General features: G+C 67.9%; 12 protein-coding genes. All 12 read left to right on the top strand.

Annotated elements, in window-relative coordinates:
- Positions 1-388: hypothetical protein (locus tag ACWDO5_RS31965; protein ID WP_450533992.1), on the top strand; the 388-nt coding region annotated here is incomplete at its 5' end.
- A 74-nt stretch (positions 389-462) separates the two neighbouring features.
- Positions 463-1053 (top strand): phage tail tube protein, encoded by a 591-nt coding sequence (locus tag ACWDO5_RS31960; RefSeq protein WP_450533991.1) that lies wholly within the window; start codon positions 463-465, stop codon positions 1051-1053.
- Between the two features lie 101 nt (positions 1054-1154).
- A complete protein-coding gene (locus tag ACWDO5_RS31955) occupies positions 1155-1679 on the top strand; it encodes a hypothetical protein (RefSeq protein WP_450533990.1) in 525 nt (174 codons plus the stop codon).
- 312 nt (positions 1680-1991) lie between these two features.
- Positions 1992-6053 carry a hypothetical protein gene (locus ACWDO5_RS31950; RefSeq protein WP_450533989.1) on the top strand — a complete coding sequence of 1354 codons (4062 nt, stop codon included), beginning with the start codon at positions 1992-1994 and terminating at the stop codon, positions 6051-6053.
- Positions 6040-6981, top strand: coding sequence for a hypothetical protein (locus ACWDO5_RS31945; protein WP_450533988.1), 942 nt, complete (start codon positions 6040-6042; stop codon positions 6979-6981). The genes ACWDO5_RS31950 and ACWDO5_RS31945 overlap by 14 nt, the downstream gene beginning before the upstream one ends.
- A 106-nt stretch (positions 6982-7087) precedes the next feature.
- Positions 7088-8071, top strand: a complete 984-nt coding sequence (locus ACWDO5_RS31940) for a hypothetical protein (protein WP_450533986.1) — start codon at positions 7088-7090, stop codon at positions 8069-8071.
- Positions 8071-9273: a hypothetical protein gene (locus tag ACWDO5_RS31935; protein WP_450533985.1), complete on the top strand. Its 1203-nt coding sequence runs from the start codon at positions 8071-8073 to the stop codon at positions 9271-9273. The genes ACWDO5_RS31940 and ACWDO5_RS31935 overlap by 1 nt, the downstream gene beginning before the upstream one ends.
- Positions 9274-9317: 44 nt before the next feature.
- Positions 9318-13232 carry a hypothetical protein gene (locus ACWDO5_RS31930; protein ID WP_450533984.1) on the top strand — a complete coding sequence of 1305 codons (3915 nt, stop codon included), beginning with the start codon at positions 9318-9320 and terminating at the stop codon, positions 13230-13232.
- Positions 13233-13243: 11 nt separating this feature from the next.
- Positions 13244-13615: a hypothetical protein gene (locus ACWDO5_RS31925; protein ID WP_450533983.1), complete on the top strand. Its 372-nt coding sequence runs from the start codon at positions 13244-13246 to the stop codon at positions 13613-13615.
- A gap of 123 nt (positions 13616-13738) precedes the next feature.
- On the top strand, positions 13739-14173 hold the full coding sequence (locus ACWDO5_RS31920) for a hypothetical protein (RefSeq protein WP_450533982.1): 435 nt from the start codon (positions 13739-13741) through the stop codon (positions 14171-14173).
- A 74-nt stretch (positions 14174-14247) separates the two neighbouring features.
- A complete protein-coding gene (locus ACWDO5_RS31915) occupies positions 14248-14571 on the top strand; it encodes a hypothetical protein (protein ID WP_450533981.1) in 324 nt (107 codons plus the stop codon).
- Positions 14572-14929: 358 nt separating this feature from the next.
- Positions 14930-15751 (top strand): hypothetical protein, encoded by an 822-nt coding sequence (locus ACWDO5_RS31910; protein WP_450533980.1) that lies wholly within the window; start codon positions 14930-14932, stop codon positions 15749-15751.
- Positions 15752-15878: the final 127 nt, after the last annotated feature.

Here is a 15878-nt window from a genome sequence, read left to right as displayed (position 1 = left end):
CGAGGTTCTCGCCTGGCACCCGCAACCCCCCACGGCCGCCGAAGCCCTCGGCGGTCCCGGCCGCGTGTCCGGGATCGCCGAGGGGCCGTGGCCTCACCTCCGTGTCACTCACGGGCCCGGCGGAGACCTGCGGGACCTGAGGTGGGCGACCAGCCCAGAGGTGACGCTCAAGGCGTACGGCGACCCGGGCGGCTGGCCGGGCCAGGCCGAGCTGCGGCGCATCCTCCTGCGGTGCGCCACGGCCGCGACGGAGTTCGTTGAGGAGCCCCACATCCCGGGCCGGCCGGTCATCTCCGGCATCCGCCCCTCCGGGCTCCTGGTGTGGTCACCGCTCATCGACGGCCAACCCCGATGGCTGATGAACCTGTTGGTGACCCTGCACCCGTGAGCACGCGACGTTAACGGGGTGGCCTCTCCAAGGTGTCCAGGCCCAGAGCCCCGGACACCAGGGAGTACCCCGCTATGGCAGGCGAGACCGCCAACAACAATGAGATCGTCGTTCCTTCCGTCACCCGCGTGTGGCTAGCAGTGGTCGGCACGGCGGCCCCCGCCGACGCGATTGCGGCCATGCCCGCCGCGTGGCGCCCAGTTGGTCTGACGACTGAGGACAGCCTCAAGTTCAACACTGAGCCTGCCTTCGAGCAGGTGCGCTCTGCGCAGTCCTCGTACCCGACCCGCACCTTCCAGACTCAGGACGCGGCGACTATCGAGGTCGATCTGCAGCAGTGGTCCGGCGAGAACTTCCAGGCGGTGTACGGCGGCGGCACCATCACGCCCATCACCGTGACGGGGCCGCCGGCCGCGACGCACTACAAGTTCACTCCGCCGCGCATCGGATCCCGTACGGAGATCGCGGCCCTCGTCGAGGTCATCGACGGCGGAAAGCACTACCGCTACATCATCCCGCGCGCGATGCAGATGGAGGGCGTCGCCAAGGACCTTGCGAAGACCAAGGAATCGGTCCTCCCGCTCAGGCTCGCGGTCCAGGGCGGCGACGACGTCGACGCCTGGTACTGCATGACTGACGACCCGGCGTTTGCCCCCGCGGCGTGACCTCTCGCGGCAGCGCGCGACGCAAGGCCCAACGGCCTGCCAGTGTCCGCGCGCTGCCGCACCCCGCGACTCAGCCCCGCACACGAGAGGCCAGGCCCTCCATGTCTTCCTACTTCATCGACCTTGACGCCGAGCGGCGCGAGGTCCAGTACCCCCACGGCATCCCGATCAAGTTCTGCGAAGAGCAGTTCATGTTCCCCGCCGAACTCCCAGCCGACGCCCTTGACCCGATCCTGTCCGACGAGCTGGACCTGGTCGGCCTCCTTGGCGAAGTCCTCGAGTCGGCCGACGGCGACGCCGGCGTCGGCGAGGTCGTCGTAGCTCTGTTCCGCCGCCCGAAGTTGCCCCGCCAGTTCCTCGCCGCGGTGAAGGAGACGTACGCGATCCTCCTCGGCGAGGAGCAGTACGAGGCCTTCCTCGAGAAGCGGCCGTTCATCACCGACTACGTGCGCCTGACGATCGGCCTCTCCCGGGTCTACGGAGTTGAGCTGGGAAAGCTTTTCAGGTCGGCCGACTCCTCCGCGAGCGATTCCGCGACGTCGAGTCCGACCTCTCCCGATACCACCACGGACTCGACGCCCGCCGCGTCTGGCTCCGACCCGGGCAGCCCGGCTTCATCGGGCTGAGGCGGCTGATCTCGTTCATCGACGGCCTGCCCGAAGACTCCCGCGTCAACTCCGCGGCCAGCAACGGCTGGACAACGTCCACGGAGCTGCTGGCGCAGATCGTCGAAGAGGTCAGCATCCTCGCGGCCGAGAAACGCCGCCAGGAGCCGAAGACCGTCCCCCGCCCGTACAGCTCCGTCACCCGCGCGGTGAAGCGGCGCGGCTCCCCAAGGCCGCACCAGCCGGCGCAGGCCGCTCCGGAGCGCGAGGCCCCGCAGATGACCGGTCACCGGCAGATGCTCATGGCCGCCATGCAGAGAGGAATGGTCCGTAGTGGCTGAGGGCCTGCAGGCCGGCCGCCTCGACGTGCCGGTCGTCGCCGACCTAGCGGGGTTCGCCCGGGAGCTGCGCACGCGTGTCGAGGCGGCAGCCGAAGGCCTGGCCGTCAAGGTGAAGGTCAACGTCGACGACAAGGGCCTGCGCAAGAGCCTTGAGAAGGCCGTCGAGAAAGCGTCCCGAGGCGTCACCGCGACCATCCGCGTCAAGATTGACGAGGACAGTCTCCGCGCAGAGCTGGACGGGGTTGCGCGTCGTGTCGCCGCTACCAACCTGAACCTGCCCGTCCGGCCGGACGGCGACGGCAACGGCAACGGGGTGCCCGGCGGCGGGCTCCTCGGACGGCTGCAGACCCTCATCGGCGGCGCGCAGGGGGAAGCTGACCGCAACCCCATCAATGTTCCGGTGCAGATGTCACTGCCCCGAGGGCGCGGCTCGATGCGGATGCTCGGAATCGGTGCCCTGGTCTCCCTGGCTCAGCCTGCCGTCGCCCTCATCGGGCAGTACGCGGCCGGTCTGACCGCCCTCGTCTCGGCCGCCGCGCCCGCCGTCGGTGTCCTGGGCGCCATACCGGGGTTGATCGCCGCGGCGGGCACCGCGGCGATCGGCACCAAGGTCGCGTTCTCAGGATTCGGCGATGCCATCAAGGAGTCCTTGAAGGCACAGGCGCAGCTCGCTGCCGGCGGGAAGCTGACCGAAGCGCAGCAGCAGAAGCTCGACGAGTCGCTCAAGAAGCTGTCGACGTCGGCCCGCGAGTCGGTCAAAACGGTCGTGGAGCTGTCCGGGGCCTGGTCCAAGATGAAGCAGTCCGTACAGGAACGCTTCTTCTCGAAGATCGCCGACGACATCAAGCCGTTGTCGAACGCGGTCCTCCCGCTCCTCAAGGACTCGCTGGGCGACAGTGCCGACCAGATGGGTTCGCTCGCTGAGCGCGGCGCGAAGTTCATGCAGTCCGGCGTCTTCCGCAAGGACTTCAAGACCATCGCCGGGACGAACAGCCGCGTCATCGGCAACATCACGGGCGGCCTCGGCAACCTCGGCCGCGCCACCCTGGACTACCTGGTCGCCAGCGGCCCGTTCGTCGAGCGGGTAGGCGCAGCGGGCGAGAAGTTCACACAGTGGGTCCGCGCATCCGCTTCGGCCGGCCGGGAAACCGGCTCCCTGGCCCGGTTCCTCGACCACGCCGCGGACAAGGCGGCCCAGCTCGGCCGGACGACCGGCAGCCTCATCAAGGGCCTGGGCGGCGTCGGGCGCGCGGCCATGGACACCGGCAACGCGCTCCTCGACGGCCTCGAGGGAAGCATGACGCGCTTTGAGCGCTGGGCGAACTCGGGCGCTGGCCAGAAGGCCATGAAGCAGTTTTTCAGTGACGCAGCGCCAGCGTTCCACGAGGTCAACCTGCTTTTCGGGGACCTCATGCGGGGGCTAGGCCGGTCCATGAAAGACGGCGGAATCACCGACCTGGTTCGGCAGATCCGGACTGAGCTGATGCCCGCCTTGGGCACGTTCTTCAACGCTCTCGGCCAGAGCGTCGGCCCGGCGGTGATCAGCGTCATCTCCAACATCGCCACCGCCATCGGGAACGTCTCCGCCGCCGGAACCGGGCTCGGCGTGCTGCTCATGACCTTCAATGGGCTGTTGCAAGCATTCAACACGATCATGGGTGTGATTCCGGGAGCGAACACCGCCCTGGCTGTGTTCTTGGGAACGCTGCTGGCCCTCAAGGTCATCAGCGGCGTCGCCTCCATGCTGCGCAACCTCGGGACCTCCGTACGCACCGCGGGCACGTCCTTCACCACCCTCGGCACCACAATGCGCGGAACCTTGGGCCCCGGCGTGATGGGCCCGCAGATCACCACATGGCAGCGGATGGGACTCGCCTACCGGAACGCTGCCACCGACGGCAACCGACTCACCGGCGCCATGCGCGGGCTCGGAGCCGCGAACCGAGTGGCGTCGACCGCGATGGGCGGAATGGTGTCGGCACTCGGCGGCCCGCTGGGTATCGCACTCGCTGGACTGACCATTGGGCTGGGCCTCTTGGTCAGCAAGCAGGAGGCCGCAGCGCGGGCGGCGCAGGCACACGAGGAGCGCATCAATTCCCTGGCACAGGCCCTGGCCGCGTCGAACGGTGTCATCGACGCGAATGTCAGGGCGCAGGCAGCGCAGCTCCTGCAGGACACGAAGCTGTCCGACGGAAAGAGCAAGCTCGTCGACGTCTTGGGCGACGCCGGCGTGAAACTGGGCGAAGTCACCAACGCGTACCTGGAGCAGGGCGGCACCATCGGTGACCTTCAGAAGAAGCTGCTGGATCTCGCGGACGCCAACAAGGAGTACGTCGAGAAGGGGCGCGATGTCTTCGTCCTCGACTACAGCCCGCAGGGCCAGAAGTACAAGGATGCTGCTGATGCGCTGGGCCAAGTCAACGGTGAACTGGACAAGACACGCAAGAAGCAGAAGGAGCTTGGCGACGCCATCAACGGGGCGGGCGGCGTCGGCGCCACGTCGTACGACCGGCTCAGCTCCGCTCTCCAGGGGTTCAGCGACAAGACAAAGGCGGCCGACGAGCGGACTAACGCCCTCAAGAGGGCACTGGATGCGCTGAACGGCAACACCCAGTCGTTCCACGACGCCACCACTCAGCTCAACTCGGTGATGCTGCAGATCGACGACACGATGAAGGGGACGATCGACCGAACCGAGGGTTGGGGCAAGGCCCTCGTCGGCAGCGACGGCTTGGTGAACACCTCCACCCGCAACGGCCAGACCCTCAACAGCCAGCTCACCCAGCTGCGCGACTCCATGCTCAGCGTCGCCACCAGCGCACAGGAGGCCGCCGAGCAGGGCCTCATGCCCGTGTCGGAGGCCATGGACAAGAGCCAGGCCGCCATGGACGGGGCACGCGCCAAGGCGATCCAGCTCGCCATGGACCTGAACATCCCCGAGGCTCAGGCGAAGGCGCTCGCCGACCAGATGGGGTTCATCCCGGACACCATCACCACCCTCATGACCACGCAGGGCATCCCCGAAGCAACCGCCGAGTTCCTGAGCCTGCGCGGCAAGCTCGAGGCACTCGGCAAAGGCAAGTCAATCCGCATCACGGCGCCGACCGCTGAGGCGAGCAGCCAGTTGCAGGCTCTCGGGTTCCAGGTGCTGCGCATCCCTGGAACGAAGGATGTGAACGTCACCGCGCCCACCGGGGCGGCCCGCGCCAACATTGGCGCCCTGGCTCAGGACATCGCGAACGCGCCGAACAAGAAGAACGTCACGGTCAACGCGATCGTGAAGCAGGCCACCGGCGAACTGGAGGCCGTGCGCGACAAGGTCGCCACGATGAAGGGCAAGTCCATCGAGGTGAAGGCGCCGACACAGACGGCGCAGACGGCACTCAAGGACCTCGGATACAAGATCCAGAACGTGGACGGCAAGAGCGGCAAGACTGTCCGGATCACGGCTCCCAATAAGACTCCGATCGACCAGGTCGCGGCGATCCAGAGCAAGATCAATGGCCTGACGGGCAAGGTCGTCAACGTCACCATCAAGTACTCGACCGTAGGCAAGCCGTACGTGGAGACCAGTCCGCAGGCCAACGGCGGAATCGTCCAGTACGCCCAGGGTGGTATCCGCAAGGCGCGGAACCGTGTCCGGGCCTTCGCCAACGGCGCCGAGAACCACATCGCCCAGATAGCCCGGCCTGGTGAGTGGCGGCTGTGGGCGGAGCCCGAGACCGGCGGGGAGGCATACATCCCGCTGTCCAAGTCCAAGCGGCAGCGCTCCGAGGCGATCCTCGACCGTGTTGCCGAGATGTTCGGCGGCCGCGTCGTGTACTTCGCGGACGGTGCGCTCCGCCAGTTCGCCCAGGGCGCCGTCTCCACGTACGCCGGCAGCCGCGCCCAGGGCACTACACGGCCCGCCACCGCGCAGGCCTCCGCGGCACTCGTCGGCGGCGACCTCAACCTGACCATGACCGGCGCACCGATGACCCCGGGCGCGGCCCTGAGCGACGCCCTGTTCGAGTTGCGTCGCATTCGCCGAGGAGGCGCACATGCCACTGGCTGAGGGTGAGTGGAATCTCCAGTACGGGGCTAACGGCATCCACCCCGGCGCGGACTTCACCTTTGGGTCATTCCGCAGCGGCTACGACCTGCTGGAGCCCTATGAGATCACCTACGGCGATCCAGATACCGGGGACGTACCGTTGCCTCGAGAGGACGGCATTCGGCTCGGCCAGGACTGGCACTCCGCAGCCACTGTCACCTTCGAGGTCGGCGTGGACACGGTCGATGACGCGGCTACCGGTCTTGGCCGGCACGGTGCGAACCTTGGGGCGGTCTCCACAATGGTGCAGGCGTGGGATGCGGAAGCGGTCCGACGCCGCTTCGGCACTCCGGCCGTCCTCCGCACCATCCAAGGAGGCCGGGCCCGCCGGTTCTACGGGCGCCCACGGAAGTGCGCCCCGACCGGCTCAAAGCTCACGAGGCAGGGTTACACCCCGGTTGTCGCCAACTTCGCGTGCGTGGACGACACCGCGTACGACGACGTCGAGCAGAGTATCCGCGTAGACCTGATTCCCGCCCCGCACCGCGGGCTGGTGGGCCCCCTGACGACGCCGCTGACGATGACGGGTACAGGTGCGAGCAAGGTGCCCGGCGAGGTGATGATCGGAGGCACGAAACCTACGTGGCCGGTCATCACGATCTACGGCCCAATCTCCCAACCGGTCTGCGAGGTCGTCAGCCGGTGGAAAGTGAGTTTGAATCTCTCGCTCGGTCAGGGCGAGCGGGTCACGATTGACCCGCGGCCTTGGGTGCGCACGGTGCTCCGCAACGGCAGCGGCAACGTGGCGGGGACGTTGTACCGTTCCTCACCTCTCCTCGAAGGCCTGCGTCTGCCAGTGGGCCGTCAGGATTTCGTTCTCCGCGGTTCGGACTCCAGCGGGCTTTCGTACATGACCGTGGCCTGGCGGGACGCTTTCGCCTACCTGTAACCGCAACGGGCCCGTGCGCGGCCGCGATTGGGCAGGACGCGACGCAAGGTGCTCCCTGAGGGGACAGTCCGCCGCTGACGAAGTCGATCAGCGGAGGTAGAGAACGATGTGGGATTCCGTGCCGTGGTTCACCGAAGGCGGCGCCGAGCACTCCTCGGAGGTGGCCAGGCTTCTGGCGTACGCAGCCTTCGCCGGGGCCGAGGGCACCATCGGAGCTGCCGACCTTCAAGTGAAAGCGCTCACGGCGCCGGCGGCCGCCGTCGACATAACACCTGGGGCATGCGCGATCCTCAACCGCGCCTCTGGCGGGCAGTACCAGGCATACGCGGCCCGCTTGCCGGTCACCGAACAGGTGGCCATCCCGGGGACCGGGGTAGCTGCACGATCGGACCTGGTGGTCGCCAGGATCGAGAACCCCTACAGCTACGGTGAGACATGGCCCAACCCGTCGGATGCCAAGGTGGGGCCGTACATCTTCACGCGGGTGATCTCCGGAGTGCCTGCCACGACGACCAGCGTCCGGCAGGTCCGCCCATCGGACTCGGCGATCACGCTGGCACGGATCGACATTGGCCCGAACACCTCGTCGATCACCCAGAGCATGATCAAAGACTTGCGGGAGATGTCGAACCCACGACGTCGGCGGGTCGTTCGCTACATGCACGGTGCGCGGATCGGCGGCGACTCGGTCGGCGACGTCAAGCAACCCAGTTGGGAGGAGTTCCCCAACGGGTGCCGTTGGCCGATCGAGGTCCCGGAGTGGGCGACGAGCGCCACGATCATCGCCCACTGGGCAGGCCTGGCCCAGAAGAACGCCAAGGACTCATACGGCTACCTGAGGGCCCGGCTCGGCTCCCTCACCACACTGCTGACGAACTTCGACTGCGACTGGGAAGGCACCCCGCAGCGCCACACGTTCATCGGCGGCGGTCTCATCGCGATCCCGGCCTCAATGCGTGGCACTGTCCAGGACGCGGTGCTCGAGGGCAGCGGGAACCCCTCCTACACCGGTGTGCTGCTGGCCGACGCAGGCTCGACGATGTTCTACGACGTGGAGTTCGTGGAGTCCGCCCGCGAGGACGCGATCTGATGCCGGAAGGCTGGCGGTTCATCGCGGCGCGGGCACTTCCCGAGGAGATCCTCGACTGGGAAGTGCCACTCGCGCTGTCGTCGAACCCTAAGCGGGACTTGTCCGGGCCCGGCTCCATGAACGGGACCATTGAGCCGGAGTATGCCCGCCTGCTCGGGCCTGACGGCCAGCCGGTGATTGAGGAGTGGGGCACCAAGATTTATCTGGAGATTGATGGCTACCTCCGGTGGGGCGGCATCGTCACCAAGACCTCGTACGACGGGCCGAAGGCCTCGATCATCTGCGAGGGCTTCTCCTGCTACCCACACGGCATCCCGTACGAGTCACACATGCTTTCCGGGCCGCTCATCACCCCCAAGGACCCGTACGCGGGCAAAGACAAGAACCACGACGGATACATCGACTTCAGCAATCCGAAGCGGAAGGTGCCCCCGCCACCGAAGCCGTACGGGGGGACGCGCTTCGACGCCTATGTCGCGTTCCGCAACATCTGGAACCACGTGCAGTCCCGGCCGTACGGCAACATCGGCATGACGATCGACACCCACAATCTCGGGGAACTCCTCGGTGCCGCGGACGGCAGTGACCCGTGGGAGCTGGCCTGGTGGGACAACCCGGACTGCGGCCAGACGCTGGACACGCTCGCCCAAACCATCCCGTTCGACTGGGTGGAGACCCACGCCTGGGTGGGCAATACCAACGCTGTCGATCACCGGATCCGGCTCGGCCGGCCACGGCTCGGACGCAAGCGCGACGATTTGCGCTTCGCCGACGGCGAGAACCTGATCGCGCTGGCCAAGCCGGAGGGACTGGGCGACGACTACGCCAACGAGATCATCGTCCTCGGCAAGGGCGAGGGCAGGGCGATGGCCCGTGCGCAGACCCACCGCTACGAGGCCGGGCGGCTGCGCCGGGTGGCCACAGTCACCGACAAGACCCTCTCCTCTGCCAAGGCCCTGACGACCCGTGGGGTGCAGGAACTCAACGGGCGGACCTCCGCCCTTCAGATTCCGTCCATCCAGATCATCGACCACCCCAATGCCCGCTTCGGCTCCTGGCAGCTCGGCGACGACATCCGCGTTCAGGTCCATGTGCCTTGGGTCGGGGACGTTGACGTGTGGCACCGCATCGTGTCCGACGAGATCAGCGCAGACGGCACCTGCACCCTGACCCTCAGGCGTTCCGACAGCTTCGTTTACTGAGCAGCGCGCGACGTTAGCCGTGAGGCTGCGGATCATCCGCGCCCATGGCGACATTCCTCGACGACCAGCGTGAGGCCCGCCGCTGGGCGGAGCTCCTGGCGGACTACGACCGGCGCCTGCAAGCGCTGGAGCGGTCCACACAAGCCCGGTACACGTCCATCGAGGGCGGCTCGCTCGACATTTACGACGACGAGGGCACCCTCAAGGGCTCGGTGGGTGTCCAGCCGGACGGTGGCGTGGCCCTGGTCCCGGTCAACACGACTCCACCCCCGACGCCGAGCCCGCCCACCGTCGAGCCGGTCCTCGCCGGGCTCCTCGTCGGCTGGGACGGCCTGTGGGACGACTCGTACACCAGCCCCACGGACTTCTCTCTCGTCCAGGTCCACGTCGGGCCGGCCGCCGACTTCACCCCCGACCTGTCGACTCTCGTTGCCACGATCACCGCCCCGCTCGGCGGCATGGTCACGATCGCGATCGAGGGCTACACCCCGGTGTGGGTGCGCCTCGTCGGGGCGAACACCGCGGCGGTCACCGGCCCGGCCTCGATCGCAACCCAGGGAACCCCGCGGCAGGCGGTTCCGCAGGACCTGATCGACGGCATCATCAGCGAGACCAAGCTCGCGGCGGAGGCTGTCACACAGGCGAAGATCGCCCTCGGCGCGGTCAACAGCATTGCTCTCGCCGACGGGGCGGTGCTGACGGAGAAACTGGCCGACAACGCCGTCAAGGTTGGCAAGCTCGCCAATGGCGCAGTCACCATCAACGCGCTGGGCGGCGCCCTCTCCGACTCCGCGGTACAGCGGTACGTCGACACGATGGGCGACCCGGCCGCCTGGCAGATCAGCGCTCAGGGAACCGGCGCCACCTGGGACCACCTCACCGGTGTGGCGGATGCCCCGACAGGCCAGAACGTCGGCGAAGCCAAGGGCTACATCCGTCTGCGGGGAACGACCCTCATCCCGTACGAGCCCGGAGTGTTGTACCGGGTCAGCGCCCGCATCCGGGCCACCGCGCAGATGGCTACGGGCCCCGACCAGGTGTTTGTCGGCGTACTCGGTCTCGGCGCCGACGAGACCACGCTCGTCAACCGGACGGGAGCGGACTCCCCGAGCGGGCATTACTACGTGGGCGCCTCCGGCAAGACGATCGCCACCGCCGACGGCTGGGTGACCATCGTCGGCTACCTCAAGGACCGTGCGGCGCCCGGCGCTTCGGGCTCCGCAGGGCCGAACTTCGACCCGCGGGCGGCCGGCCTCGTCCACGAGTCGGTGCGGTTCATCGCGCCGTACCTGTGGCTCAACTACTCCAGCAGCGGTGTCATCGGCTCGCCCGCGGTCATGCAGGTCGACGCCTTCACCATCGAGGCCCTGAAGACGGGCGTCGTTGATGCGACGAACCTCGTCGCGGGCTCGGTGACCACCGCGGCGCTCGCGACCGACGCTGTCACCGCCGGGAAGGTGGCTGCGGACGCGATCAGCGCGCGGGAGCTCCAGGTCAACTCCGTCACCGCAGCCGAACTGGCAGCAGGATCAGTCACCGCGGCGGCCGTCGCGGCGGGCGCCATCACCGCCGAGAAGCTGACCATCGTCGGCAGCGCGAACATCCTGCCCGACCCCAGCTTTGAGGGTGCCGTCACCGCTGCGCTCATCGTGGGCCTGTCGTACGCGACGCAGGACAAGACTTTCGGTAACGGGTCCGCCGCCTCACTGAAGTTGGACTCACGCTCGGCGACCGCGGCCTACCGCGACGTAGGGCTCACCCTGCTCCCGATGCTTGCCGGCGATCAGCTCTACCTCGCTGTGGACTACTACCTGTCCGCGGACTGGGCCGGATCATCCATCAACATTCATGCCCGCTGGGAGGACGCCGCAGGGGCGATCCTCGGCTACGGCGTCGTCGGCACCAGCACACCTGTGCGCGAGGCATGGACGAGGCTGTCCGCCACCACCACGGCGCCAGCCGGGACGGTTCGAGCCGCCATCCGTGTGCAGGGCGCGCTGGTGACCGCTGGCGATGTCTGGTTCGACAACGCCGCGGTGCGGCCCGTCGTCCCCGGGGTGCAGATCGCTGATGGGGCAATCACCGCGCCGAAGATCCTCGCCGGGGCCATCACCACGGACAAGCTTTTCGCCCTGGCCGTCACCGCGGAGAAGATCGCGGCGCTCGCGATCACCGCCGACAAGCTTGCCGCGCTATCAGTCACCGCGGACAAGCTCGCGGCCAACTCGGTCACCGCCACCAAAATCCTCGCCGGCTCGATCGAGGCCAGCCACATCAAGGCCGGGACGATCACCGCCGACAAGCTCGGCATCGGCGTCAACGGCAACCTGATCCCCGACCCTTCCTTCGAAACCGGCTACATCGAGGGGAAGCTGTCCGGGCGCACCGACGCGACGATCGTGACCGGCGGCAACAACTCGGGGCACGCCCTGCGTTTCGCCCTCGACCCCAGCGCGACCCGCACCTTCATCTACGACCGCTTCCCCGTCACTACCGGCGAGCGCTACTGGGCCGCATTCGACTTCAAGGGCAGCACCGACTTCGTCGGGGCCGGTGGCATCATCATGGCCCTGCAATGGCTCGACTCGGCCGGCGCGCACCTGTCGTTCAGCGTCATCTCCAACTCGGGCCCGCAGCCTGACGACACCTGGCGCCGTGAGAAGTACATCCACGCCGCCCCACCCTCCGCGGCGTACTGCGCGCCCCGCCTCCAGTCACCCACTGGCACCGGAAGCGTCTCCTTCGACAACGTCGAGCTCCGCCCCGTGCTGTCCTCCGCCGCAGGAGGAGGCAGCCGGGCAGAAATCTCGCCGGACGGACTGCGCCTGTTCGACGCGGAAGGCGAGGAAGCAGTCAGTCTCGTCACGGGCCGCCCGAACTACCTGACCTTGTCCAATGACGGGCAGGCCGTTGCCACCATCGACCAGTCCGGTAACGCGGGATTCAGCGACCTCGCCGTCGCGGGAGAATTCACCGTAGGCGGCGACACGATCGGCTCTCTGATGTCTGACGCCGCTCGTGGGCTCATCGCCGTGGACTACCAGTACAGCGCCGTCACCGGGAGCAACACTGACTTCGGTTTCGTGGAGCTGTCGTTCACCGCCGAAACCAGCCGCATGTACCGCGTCGTCCTCGACTGCTACGCCGACCCGTCCGCAGCTGGTGGCGAGCTGGTGCTGGCACTGAAGGATGCCGGGGCCGCAACCCCGACGATCGCCACACCGCAGATCCAGTCCGCCATCCACCCCATGCCCACAGACGGTCTGCGGAGAGTCCGCATGGAGACAATCCGCCCCTTCGGCGCCGGCCAGCATCGGCTGCTGACGACGTTCCGCTGCCAAGGGGGGCCCAGCGGTCAGACGGTGAACCTGCTGGGAGGCACCACCTATCCGGGCGTCTTCTATGTCGAGGACGTCGGGCCCTACATCCCGGATACCGGCCAGTTCAACACCGGTGGTGGCAGCACCACACCACCCGTGCAGAAGTACACCAAGACGTACGCGGCGAGCTGGTCCGGCTCCTACGCCAACCGCAGCGGCTACAACTCGTACTACGGCAACCAGATGATGCAGGGCTACTACAGCTCCACGAACGGGATTCAAGCGGCCCTGGTGGGCTTCCCCGCAGCTCTCGGCACCGACCTGTCCGGCGCGACGATCACCAAAGCTGAGATCTACCTGTACTTCGATCACTGGTACTCGAACTCGGGCGGAACGGCTGTCATCAAAGCCCACAAGCACACCTCGCGGCCAAGCACCTTCTCCTGCGACCCCGAGTCTCAGTCCGTCACCTGGGCCCGCAACCAAGGCAAATGGGTCGACATCACTGCCGTGTTCGACTCCACCACCTGGCGCGGTATCGCCCTCGACCCCAACAGCTCGTCCTCCACGTACTACGGCTCCGCCCGAGGTGTCGGAGAGACCTACCCCCCGCAGCTCCGCGTCACCTACACCAAGTAGAAAGGCCAGCCATGCCCCTTCCGCTCCCACTTGCCACCATGTGCGATCTCGCCTGCGAGCCGTCTCTACTGCCTCGCATCCGCATGGGCATCGCCGTCATAGCAAGGGAGGTGTTCATGGAGAGCCCGGACACCCCGGGTTACCCGCTGAGAGTGAACCTCGCCCGCTCCGCCGCCAGTCCCAGCGAGGACATGGCGGCTTTGATGACCCCCGGCATGGTGGCCTCGCCCGACGTCCTACAGGCGGCCGCTGCGGTCGGCTCCACCGACGCAGCGACGATCGCCGCCGCCTTGAGCGACGACCTGATCCTCGACGCGATCCGTCAGGGGTGGGGCGTCGTCGCCGGCGTCCTACCCACGACCCCCGTGCCCGGAGGGGCCTGACGGTCCCGCACGCGAGGACGTAAGCGCCCTCGGTGGTGCAGCGTTCGGCCCTGCGGGGAGCCGCGGGCTTCACGGCCCCGGCTCCCGCGCACCCCGACCGACGGAACCGACGAGGAGGCGCCCGTGAACAGGCTCCTGTCGCTGGCGCCTGTCCTCACCCCGCTGTTCGGCATGATCGGAGTGCTGGGCGGCGCGTGGCTAGTACATAGGCAAGCCAAGCGAAAAAATGACAGCGATGCGAGTATCGCTGAGTCGCAGAGCTTCATCGCCGCGGTGACAACGGTCACCGAAGGATTCACCGGCCTGCTGGAGCAGCAGCGCGCGGTGAACGCTCAGACCCTGGATCGCGTCACCACCCTCGAAACCCGGCAGATCGACCTTGAGCGCAAGGTCGAGACGCTGCAGGAGGAGCAGCGGCAGTGGCGCCGCTGGAAGGCCGCGGCCGTCGACTACATCCATCAGCTGCGGGACATGGTGGTGAAGCTCTACAACAGCCCGGCGCCGGCGCCGCCCCGGGAGATCGCCGACGACGTCGGCGAGGCCCCGCAGGGGAGCTGACCGAGCGCGCGACGCAAGCCCTCCGCCCCGTGCACAGTCCGCCCGACACGCAACCTGCAGAAGGGCTGGACAGCATGACGACAACGCTCGAATCCATCACGGCCGGTACCCAGGTGGGCGCGCTCCTGCCGCTGCTCACCGCAGTGGTCCAGCGGCCCGCCTGGACGGCCCAGGTGAAGAAGATCGTGGCGGTGGTGGTCGCAGTGGTGGCCGGTGTGGTCACCGTGGCCGGCACTGGCGGCTGGGAGCAGTTCCAGCACAGCGCGCTGACCATGACCACGATCCTGGCCGTCCTGGCTGCCTCCCAGACCACCTACGACCTCGTATGGAAGCCCAGTACGCTCGCCCCGCTGATCGAGGCGGTGACGAGCCCGAAGACACCGGAGCAGGCCGAGTAGCGCCTGAGGCAAGAGTTCGGCACCAACCAGGCGGGTATCATCCGCAAAGAGGTGGCCGTACCGCTGCATCGCAAGGTGCCGCGACGACTGCGTTGAGAATGTCTCGCCTGGTTGGTCTGCAGCTCACCTTTCCGGGTGTTCCTTCGACCAGGGGCCTGACTTCGGTCAGGTGCCGGGCGGGGCATCGAGACAACGGGTGCGTGTAGAGCACTCGGGGCCGGGGAGTGGTTGCTCCTGCGATGATCCGGCACACGCAGCAGTTCACGCGCGGTATGGCCACCTCGTCTCGTGCCGTGAGGCACACGGCGTGTACGGGCTCGAGAGCGACGAGCCCCAACCCCCAGGAGGAACCCCCGGTATGGCCGAAGCGCAGCAGGCAGAGGCTGAGATCAAGCGCCTGTCCGAGATGAGTGCGGAAGCCTTCGCGCAGACCGTCGTGCAGTACGTCATGGGTGACGAGGACCGACGAGCCCCGCAAGCAGCCCAGGGCGCGGCGCTGGCTTCGCCGCTCCTCGTCTCGCGGACTCTGGATGCCCTGGAGAAGGCCGGCCGGGACACCCGCACCTACCTGCCCCGCGGGGAGAACGAGACCAAGAGGCAGTACCAGGCCAGGACCGTCCCGTTCCGCGCTCGGCTGCGCGCCGCAACGCATCCCCTGCAGGACGTCGTCGAGGACCTGGCCGCCGATGAGGCCGACTACCTCGCACAGTTGGACGACAAGGCCTTCGCGGAGGAGTGGACGGGATTCGTCCTCGACCGCTCCGGCCGCGGCCGTCCGATCCCGCGGCGCGTCCAGGGACTCGCCTTCCGGTCACTGGCAGTAGCCCCCCGAGCCGCCGCGCTCTCGCAGAGGATGCTCGAGCAGCCCGCAGCATTCCTGCCGGCAGTCGGCGAGGAAGGACGTAAGGCGCACGACAAGCGCATCGCCCAGCTTCGGTCACGCGTGGCGTCGGAGGCGCGGTTCCTGCGGTACACGCTCCAGTTCGCCGAGGCGCGCAACGGGCGGATGCCGAGCGAACCGAACGTGCGGCTCCAGGCGCTCCGCCTCCTCGGCGAGGCCCACCCCGAGGAGCTGTCGCGTCTCCTCAACATGGTTAGGCAGGGCGCGCGCCAGGCGCGCGAGGAACTCCGACGGGAGCGCCGCATGGCGCGCCGAGCCGCCGAGCCGGGCGCGCGCTAGCGTTCCCCACCAGACTCCAAGGGCGCGCCATCGGGCGCGCCCTTCGTCGTTCCCCGGGCGCGCCTCGCGCGGGGGACCGCGCCCGTCGGGGCGCGCCTCGATACGGGTGCGGCTGGGGGATCTTGCG

This window comes from Streptomyces sp. NPDC000880 (assembly GCF_053599675.1).
The sequence above is the reverse complement of the archived record's forward strand: the minus strand, read 5'-3'. Positions and strand labels throughout refer to the sequence as shown.